The following is a 7,943-nucleotide window of genomic DNA, read 5'->3' on the forward strand; positions in this document are numbered from 1 at the left end:
TTTTAATAGGAAGTCAAAAGGTAGGTGACAACCTTGGGCAGAATTATTGCTATTACAAATCAAAAGGGCGGGGTGGGTAAGACGACCACTTCTGTTAATTTGGGAGCATGTTTGGCCTATATAGGGAAAAGTGTTCTGCTTGTAGATATTGATCCTCAAGGAAACGCTACTAGTGGTGTTGGAATTGAAAAAGGGGATGTAACGCAATGTATTTATGATGTGCTAGTAGATGATGCGGAAGTAAAAGATTTAGTCAAACCATCGAAGGTTGAAAATCTTTCTGTTATACCTGCTACCATCTCTCTTGCGGGAGCAGAAATAGAACTTGTTCCGACAATTTCGAGAGAAGTGCGTTTAAAACGGGCACTCGAAAAGGTCAAGGATGATTACGATTATATTATTATTGATTGTCCACCTTCTCTAGGGTTATTAACGATCAATGCCTTAACTGCTTCTGATTCTGTTATTATTCCAGTTCAGTGCGAATATTACGCATTAGAAGGGTTAAGCCAGTTATTAAGTACAGTAAGATTAGTCCAAAAGCATTTAAATCATGATTTAATGATTGATGGTGTGCTGCTAACAATGCTCGATGCACGAACAAATTTAGGAATTCAAGTAATTGAAGAGGTCAAAAAGTATTTTCAGGATAAGGTTTATCGTACCATCATTCCACGTAATATCCGTTTAAGTGAAGCTCCAAGTCATGGTGAGCCCATTATTATTTATGATGCTAAGTCTAAGGGAGCAGAAGTTTATTTAGAACTTGCAAAGGAAGTGGTTATAGGTGGCTAAAGGATTAGGAAAGGGAATTAATGCATTGTTTGCCAACGTTGAAGCCGTAAGTGAGGAAACGGTTCAAGAGCTGAGTGTAAAAGAAATTAGACCCAATCCCTATCAACCTCGAAAAATCTTTTCACCCCAAGCAATTGAAGAGTTAAAAGAATCTATTATAGAACATGGTATTTTACAACCTTTAATCGTTCGTAAAAGTATAAAGGGTTATGAAATTGTAGTGGGAGAAAGACGTTTCCGAGCAGGACAAGCTGCTGGTCTCAAAAAAGTTCCAGTTGTGATAAGGGAATTAAATGAGCAGCAGATGATGGAATTGGCAGTTCTTGAAAACCTTCAACGTGAAGATCTTACACCGATTGAAGAGGGAGCTGCTTACCAAATGCTGATTGACCGCTTGAAGGTCACGCAAGAAGAGCTTGCGAAGCGATTGGGAAAAAGTCGCCCCCATATTGCAAATCATATTCGTTTATTATCACTTCCAGAACAGGTACAAGAATTGATTACAGAAGGAAAACTAACAATGGGACACGGCCGTGCATTACTCGGAATAAAAAGAAAAAATCAGCTGTCCTTTGTTATTAACAAAATCATTAAAGAGTCATTAAATGTTAGGCAATTAGAGAAGTTAATTCAAGAAATTAACGAAAATGTTCCACGTGAAACAAAAAAAGAGACAAAAAAGAAAGATATCTTTATCAAAGAGCAAGAAACACGTTTACGAGAGCGTTTTGGTACAACAGTAACGATTAAACAATCAAAGAAAAAAGGGAAAATTGAGTTTGAGTTCTTTTCCAAGGAAGATTTAGATCGAATTTTAGAAATGCTTCAGAAACATGAACGATAAGGGCTTTTACTAGAAGGATGTTTTCTTCTAGAAAGGCCCTTTTCCTTTTAAACACGTTTTATTTTACAAATAGCGTTTTTCTTATTTACGGCACAGAATATACCACAAATGATAAGTAAATTTCTTCTAGTCAAACAGACGTTTTCGTGGTATTTTATGGAGAAAGATTATTTCGAAGTTCGAATAAAAGGAGCAGCATATGGTACTGTTAGGAACCCTCGTCAATGGTGTTTGTATAATAATTGGAACATTATTAGGTAAACTACTTCATCGTATCCCAGAAAATATGAAGGCAACAGTCATAAAGGCAATCGGGTTAGCTGTTATGGTATTAGGCTTACAAATGGCATTAAAAACAGAAAATTTTCTTATTGTCATTATTAGTTTGGCTGTAGGAGCTGCTTGGGGAGAGTGGATTAACCTTGAAGATCGTCTTAATGCTCTTGGGGAATGGCTAGAAAAAAAGTTTGGTACTCAAAAGGAAACCTCTATTGCACAGGGGTTTGTTACGGCGACACTTATTTTTGTTATCGGGGCAATGGCCGTCATTGGTGCTTTAGACAGTGGACTGAGGAACGACCATGATGTACTTTTTACAAAAGCGATTATTGATGGTTTTACATCATTGATTTTAACAACCACTTTAGGTATTGGTGTCATATTTTCAGCAATTCCAGTTGTTTTGTATGAAGGATTGATTGCCTTATTTGCGACACAAATTAACCAATTTGTTCCACAAGTAGTAATGGATTCTTTTATTGTAGAAATGACTTCTACTGGTGGAATCATGATATTTGCTATAGGGATGAACTTAGTCGGCTTCGTTAAAATACGAGTAGCAAACTTGCTGCCGGGGATATTGGTTGTAGCGATGATTGTTTCAATTGTTTATTTTTATCATCAATTCCTATAATGAGAAGCTTTATCTACAGGTGTTATTACTCTATATTAGCCCATTAAAAAATGACTGATTTATTCAGTCATTTTTTAATGTAATTCTGTTTTTTGCTGTAATTCGTGCATTGAGTTATTTCTTCTATAACTTCTGCTTGTCATTGAAATAGCTTCTGTTATCGATTTTGCCATTTTCATAACTAAATTCAATCGAGTATTTTGCAGTACAAAAAATTCCATAAACCCACTAACATTCACAATGCCAGTTATATGTAATTCTCCTATATCGGGCAATTCTTTATTCACTCCAGCCCCTGGTTTTAAAGGACCTTCTCCTAGGTGAATAGACCCTACACTTTTCATTTTGCCAAGACATGCATCTATTCCTATTATATAAGGGTTAAAGTATTTCTCATGTATCTCCGCCATCTTTTCTTCCATATTTACCGCATGGATGGGATCCTCTAATGTACCAAAAACATGAAAAGGCTCAATCCGTCTTTCCTCCAAGAGAGTTCCAATTAGTGGTCCTAATGAATCTCCTGTAGAGCGATCTGTACCTATACATACAAACACAATGGGTCTTGATTTGTTCATAGTAGGAAGCATAGACAACAGTTGAACGGACAACTGATAAGTAGCTCTTTCCGCTTCATGACTAATCTTAAATGGTTCGGGTTTCCGTTCAAAAAGTCCTCTTTTCAGGTTCATTGCTTCCACTCCTTTAAATTTCTAGGGACACCATTAGAAAAGGTTGAAGTATTTATTAGTCGAGAATTAATTTATTAAAATTACCTACGTTCAGTTCCAACGCTAGCATTCTCAAGCTCAAATGCTAAAAGCTCCCTCTTATGTCTAGTTATTGCTTGTTGAAGGTAATAAAAGTAACGCTAATTTTGTTTTAGTAGTAACATTATACGGACAAAATGGTATTTCTATACATTAGACGGTTGTATTTTTTGAAAATAGGGAAAATAAATCAGTATTAATGGTTGGTGCTACTCAAATAACGGTAATGTTGATAAAATAAAAGGATGATAGCGTAGAGAATTCTATTTCTTGAAAAGTAACGATTATTTCATGGCGAAATAAGGAGTGAAATACAATATATGAAAGAAACAATTGAAGTAGTACAGGGGGCGTCAGAAAAACCTGAAGTAATAAAAGATTCTTGGGAAAAGCTTATCGATAATGACATGTGGATTTCCCTTGGACAAGGCGCCTTGAAAATAATTGCGATTATAGTGATTACCATGCTAGTAGTGAGATTCGGAAAAATTGCCATTCGTAATGGTTTCCGAATTCGTTCGAAGTCTCCGTTAAAAATTTCGAAACGTAGGGAAGCGACACTGGCGAAGCTGTTAGAAAATGTCTTAGCTTACGTTGTTTATTTTATTGCATTGATTACAATATTAGCGACACTTACAATTGATGTAAAAGGGTTAATTGCAGGTGCTGGTATAGTTGGCCTGGCAGTTGGCTTTGGTGCACAGAACCTTGTCAGAGATATCATAACGGGTTTCTTTATTATTTTTGAAGATCAATTTTCTGTTGGTGACTATGTCCGTATTGGTGCTAATGAAGGTACTGTTGAAGAAATAGGCTTACGTACAACAAAAATAAAAAGCTGGACTGGAGAACTTCATATTTTTCCGAATGGAAATGTTACAGAAGTAACGAACTATTCTATTCATAATAGTATAGCGGTGGTCGATGTAAGCATTGCTTATGAAGAAAATATCGAAGAAGCAGAAAAAGTTTTGCAAGAGATGCTTGTAAAGCTGCCACAGAAATATGAGGATATAGTAAACCCACCAGAATTATTAGGTGTTCAAACAGTGAAGACTTCAGAAGTGGTTATTCGAATTATTGCAGAGACCAAACCCATGCAGCACTGGTTTATTGGGCGAATGATTCGAAAAGAGATAAAGGCATGTATGGACGAACAAGGAATTGAAATACCATTCCCTCGAATGGTAATGTATTCTCGAAATGATGTGGAGGAAATTGTAGATAGCACCTCCAAATCAAGCAGGCAATTAGGAAGCAATTAATCGATAAAAGATCTTAGATACCCTCACTGTAGAAAAGAAAAGGAGGAAACGAAAGTGGAGCCCAAAGAATTTAAGTTAAATGATGTGGTGGAAATGAAAAAGCAGCATCCTTGTGGAACGAATCGTTGGAAAATCATTCGTATGGGAATGGATATCCGGATAAAATGTGAAGGTTGTGCCCATAGTGTGATGATTCCAAGAAAAGATTTCTCTAAGAAGATGAAGAAGGTGCTAGAGAGCTCGGAAGATTAATAGCCATTTAGTGAAAAATAGACCCGTAAGTGCCCTGTACACTGTTATGGGTCTATTTCTCTATCATAGGAGAATAATCACAACCATATTTCCTCAGAGCGAGTAACCAAAACGTTACTTGTCTTTTCCCTTTATAAAAACTATAATTGTGAAAGATTCAACCATTAATTTAAAAATAGATTCTTGTTGTTTACAAGAGTAGATATTAGAGGAGTGACCCAGATGGCCTTAACAGCTGGTATTGTTGGTTTACCCAATGTAGGTAAATCGACTCTTTTTAATGCAATTACAAAAGCAGGTGCAGAATCTGCTAACTACCCTTTCTGTACAATTGACCCAAATGTCGGAATTGTAGAAGTTCCTGATTACCGTTTAGATAAACTAACGGAACTTGTCGAGCCGAAAAAAACTGTTCCTACGACATTTGAATTTACAGATATTGCTGGTATCGTAAAAGGTGCAAGTAAGGGAGAAGGTTTAGGGAATAAATTTTTAGCTCATATTCGTCAAGTTGATGCAATTTGTCAGGTTGTTCGTTGTTTTGCTGACGATAATATTACCCATGTTTCCGGAAAAGTAGATCCGATTGATGACATTGAAACAATTAACTTAGAACTGATCCTTGCAGACCTGGAAACAGTTGATAAACGTATTGGTCGCGTTGAAAAACTTGCAAAGCAAAAGGATAAGGATGCCCTATACGAGCATGAAATTTTAGTAAAGCTGAAGGAAGCATTTGAAAACGAAAAGCCTGCTCGTACAGTTGAATTTACGGAAGAACAATCTAAGTTTGTAAAGCAGCTGCATCTTTTAACAATTAAACCTGTTCTTTATGTAGCAAACGTTGGAGAAGATGATATTGCAGATCCATCTGATAATGAGTATGTACAAAAAGTCCGTGAGTTTGCGAAAGAGGATAATGCGGAAGTGATTGTTGTCTGTGCTAAAATTGAGTCAGAAATTGCAGAGCTTGATGACGAAGAAAAAGCGATGTTCCTTCAAGAACTTGGTATTGAAGAATCTGGTTTAGATCAGCTTATCCGTGCTGCTTACTCCCTGCTTGGACTAGCAACTTACTTTACGGCAGGTGTTCAGGAAGTTCGTGCATGGACGTTCCGTCAAGGAATGAAAGCTCCTCAATGTGCAGGAGTTATCCATACTGACTTCGAAAAGGGGTTCATTCGTGCTGAAACGGTTTCCTATGAGGATCTTGCGGCAGCTAAAACAATGGTAGCTGCTCGCGAAGCAGGAAAAGTTAGACTAGAAGGAAAAGAGTATATCGTAAAAGATGGAGATGTTATTCATTTCCGCTTTAATGTTTAATAGCAATACGGATAGGCCCAGTTTAGTGAAATTATCTAAACTGGGCTTTTTGCTTTATAAAAGATTGCTACCTTTAACAACAGTTGAAAACATAGGGTGGGTAGGAGCGGAAAGGAACGGTCCATTGGGCACAAACAACAAACTTTACGAAAATAACGATGAAGAATTATAGAATATTTGCTGTTAAAGTTTCCAACGTCTAGTTCTAGAAATTTGATGTTCACAATCAACCCTATTTTTTCGTGAATTTTATTTCCTCTAAATAGTCACTTCTATTTTTCAGTTCTAAACTAGTATAGTCGATTTAAAATAAGTAATTTTAACTTTTACGAAGCATTCTCGACAGTTATTGCAATTGTGGAGATACTATGATATAATTCTAATTCGTGAGTGATGAACGCATTGCTCCTTGCTCTTTTACTAGAAAGAGCCGCATAGTCCACGAGGAGGTGACAAACAGATGAGAAAGTACGAAGTAATGTACATTGTCCGCCCGAACATTGACGATGAGTCAAAGAAAGCTGTAGTAGAGCGTTTCGATAACGTTTTAACTACAAACGGCGCGGAAATCATCGAGTCAAAAGATTGGGGTAAACGTCGTTTAGCGTATGAAATCAACGATTTCCGTGATGGTTTCTATCAATTAGTAACAATGAACGCTAAAACTGAAGCAGTAAACGAATTCGATCGTTTAGCTAAAATCAGTGATGACATTATCCGTCATATCGTAATTAAAGAAGAAGAATAATCCGAACGTTTTATGATAAACACTTCTACAACTGTTTCACGTGAAACAGTAGCATAGAAGGAAGGGGTTGATTCTGATGATGAACCGAGTAGTATTAGTTGGGCGCTTAACGAAAGACCCAGAATTAAAATATACTCCAAATGGAGTACCGGTTGCTACGTTTACTCTTGCTGTAAATCGTACATTTACGAATCAACAAGGTGAACGAGAAGCGGACTTTATCAATTGCGTTGTATGGCGTCGCCCTGCAGAGAATGTAGCAAACTTTCTTAAAAAAGGCAGCCTAGCTGGCGTTGACGGTCGTATTCAAACGCGTAACTTTGAAGGACAAGATGGACGTCGTGTATTCATGACAGAAGTTGTTGCAGAAAGCGTTCAGTTCTTAGAACCACGCAGTGCCAACCAAAATCAAGGTGACCGTGGCGGAAACGCAGGCTATTATGGTGGCGGCCAAAATGACCAGGGCCATTCATATAGTCAGAATCAGAATCAACGCGGCAACAACAATAATAATAACTTTACTCGTGTAGATGAAGACCCATTTGCAAATGACGGTAAACCTATCGATATTTCAGATGACGATCTTCCATTCTAACGAACAGCTATAAAATATAAAACAAGGAGGCGATATACATGGCAGGCGGACGTAGAGGTGGACGTAGACGTCGTAAGGTGTGTTACTTCACAGCAAACGGAATTACACACATCGATTACAAAGACGTAGACCTTCTTAAAAAATTCATCTCCGAACGTGGAAAAATTCTTCCACGTCGTGTAACTGGTACTAACGCTAAGTACCAACGTAAGTTAACTCGTGCGATCAAACGTGCTCGTTTAATGGCATTACTTCCTTACGTAACTGGTGAATAATATATAATCTATGAAAAACAGTAGAGTTTAAACTCTACTGTTTTTTTGCGTTAAGAAAATTTTAAATCAACCTCTTACTAAATCCTTTCTTTTTCTAAAGGCTCTATAATATTTGTTGGGGTTAACACACAATAGAAGGCAAAATAAAACACGCAACCTTCCC

At 37.1% G+C, this 7,943-nt stretch carries 10 protein-coding genes; 9 read left to right on the forward strand and 1 reads right to left on the reverse strand.

The window, feature by feature from the left end; translation table 11 throughout:
* Positions 1-33: 33 nt before the first annotated feature.
* From ACFSUL_RS02690 to ACFSUL_RS02700, 3 genes are all read left to right on the forward strand, one after another.
* Entirely contained in the window at positions 34-795 is a 762-nt protein-coding gene (locus ACFSUL_RS02690) for a ParA family protein (protein WP_071413783.1), read from the forward strand.
* The gene (locus ACFSUL_RS02695) at positions 788-1,639 is read left to right on the forward strand and encodes a ParB/RepB/Spo0J family partition protein (RefSeq protein ID WP_377932454.1); all 852 of its coding nucleotides are present in this window, start codon (positions 788-790) and stop codon (positions 1,637-1,639) included. Before ACFSUL_RS02690 ends, ACFSUL_RS02695 begins: the two co-directional genes overlap by 8 nt.
* Positions 1,640-1,838: 199 nt before the next feature.
* Complete coding sequence (locus ACFSUL_RS02700; RefSeq protein WP_377932456.1) at positions 1,839-2,552, forward strand: DUF554 domain-containing protein; 714 nt, start codon at positions 1,839-1,841, stop codon at positions 2,550-2,552.
* 74 nt (positions 2,553-2,626) lie between these two features.
* Here ACFSUL_RS02700 and yyaC read toward each other — a convergent pair whose 3' ends face one another.
* The gene (yyaC, locus tag ACFSUL_RS02705) at positions 2,627-3,244 is read right to left on the reverse strand and encodes a spore protease YyaC (RefSeq protein ID WP_071410370.1); all 618 of its coding nucleotides are present in this window, start codon (positions 3,242-3,244) and stop codon (positions 2,627-2,629) included.
* A 398-nt stretch (positions 3,245-3,642) separates the two neighbouring features.
* On the opposite strand from yyaC, the gene ACFSUL_RS02710 reads away from it, so the two are divergent.
* The 6 genes from ACFSUL_RS02710 (at position 3,643) to rpsR (ending at position 7,780) form a co-directional block, all read left to right on the forward strand.
* Complete coding sequence (locus tag ACFSUL_RS02710) at positions 3,643-4,587, forward strand: mechanosensitive ion channel family protein (protein WP_377932458.1); 945 nt, start codon at positions 3,643-3,645, stop codon at positions 4,585-4,587.
* 54 nt (positions 4,588-4,641) lie between these two features.
* On the forward strand, positions 4,642-4,839 hold the full coding sequence (locus ACFSUL_RS02715; protein ID WP_377932460.1) for a DUF951 domain-containing protein: 198 nt from the start codon (positions 4,642-4,644) through the stop codon (positions 4,837-4,839).
* A gap of 222 nt (positions 4,840-5,061) precedes the next feature.
* Positions 5,062-6,162 (forward strand): redox-regulated ATPase YchF, encoded by a 1,101-nt coding sequence (ychF, locus tag ACFSUL_RS02720; protein WP_377932462.1) that lies wholly within the window; start codon positions 5,062-5,064, stop codon positions 6,160-6,162.
* Between the two features lie 460 nt (positions 6,163-6,622).
* The gene (gene rpsF, locus ACFSUL_RS02725) at positions 6,623-6,910 is read left to right on the forward strand and encodes a 30S ribosomal protein S6 (RefSeq protein ID WP_377932464.1); all 288 of its coding nucleotides are present in this window, start codon (positions 6,623-6,625) and stop codon (positions 6,908-6,910) included.
* Positions 6,911-6,986: 76 nt separating this feature from the next.
* A complete protein-coding gene (gene ssb / locus ACFSUL_RS02730) occupies positions 6,987-7,505 on the forward strand; it encodes a single-stranded DNA-binding protein (protein WP_377932466.1) in 519 nt (172 codons plus the stop codon).
* Positions 7,506-7,543: 38 nt separating this feature from the next.
* Positions 7,544-7,780, forward strand: a complete 237-nt coding sequence (rpsR, locus tag ACFSUL_RS02735) for a 30S ribosomal protein S18 (protein WP_377932468.1) — start codon at positions 7,544-7,546, stop codon at positions 7,778-7,780.
* Positions 7,781-7,943: the final 163 nt, after the last annotated feature.

Origin of the sequence: Bacillus seohaeanensis, from assembly GCF_042684945.1 — a bacterium.
GTDB classification, from domain to species: domain Bacteria; phylum Bacillota; class Bacilli; order Bacillales; family Bacillaceae_B; genus Rossellomorea; species Rossellomorea seohaeanensis.